We start from the raw sequence: 271 nt of genomic DNA, 5'->3' as shown, positions 1-271 counted from the left end.
ACAAAAAATACGATGAAGAAATCTATAATCGATATCGCCGAAGAAGGTTGGAAGAGTTAAGCTATAACGAATTGTTTTCAATGGCAGAAAGATCTTCTCCATCAGATAATCTGCCGCTAGATGTTCTTTATCAAAGCTATCGTTCAAAAAGTATAGTTGATATAAGAAACAATCTCGAAGATGGCTTTGTTAAGTGGTTTGATTCTCATGTCGCGCAAGCGGTAAAGGAGGGAAGAATTGCATCCGCAATGGAAGATCTGCTGAGGGCGCG

1 protein-coding gene is annotated in these 271 nt (G+C 39.5%); it reads left to right on the top strand.

What is annotated here, in order from left to right; translation table 11 throughout:
- Nucleotides 1–271 (top strand): hypothetical protein (locus SB822_RS57370; protein ID WP_410859146.1); only part of this gene is annotated, 271 nt, incomplete at both ends.

Source organism: Paraburkholderia sp. SIMBA_054 (genome assembly GCF_046534875.1).
GTDB classification, from domain to species: Bacteria; Pseudomonadota; Gammaproteobacteria; order Burkholderiales; family Burkholderiaceae; genus Paraburkholderia; species Paraburkholderia hospita.
Note: the sequence above shows the minus strand (reverse complement) of the source record. Positions and strands in the feature narration are given on the sequence as shown.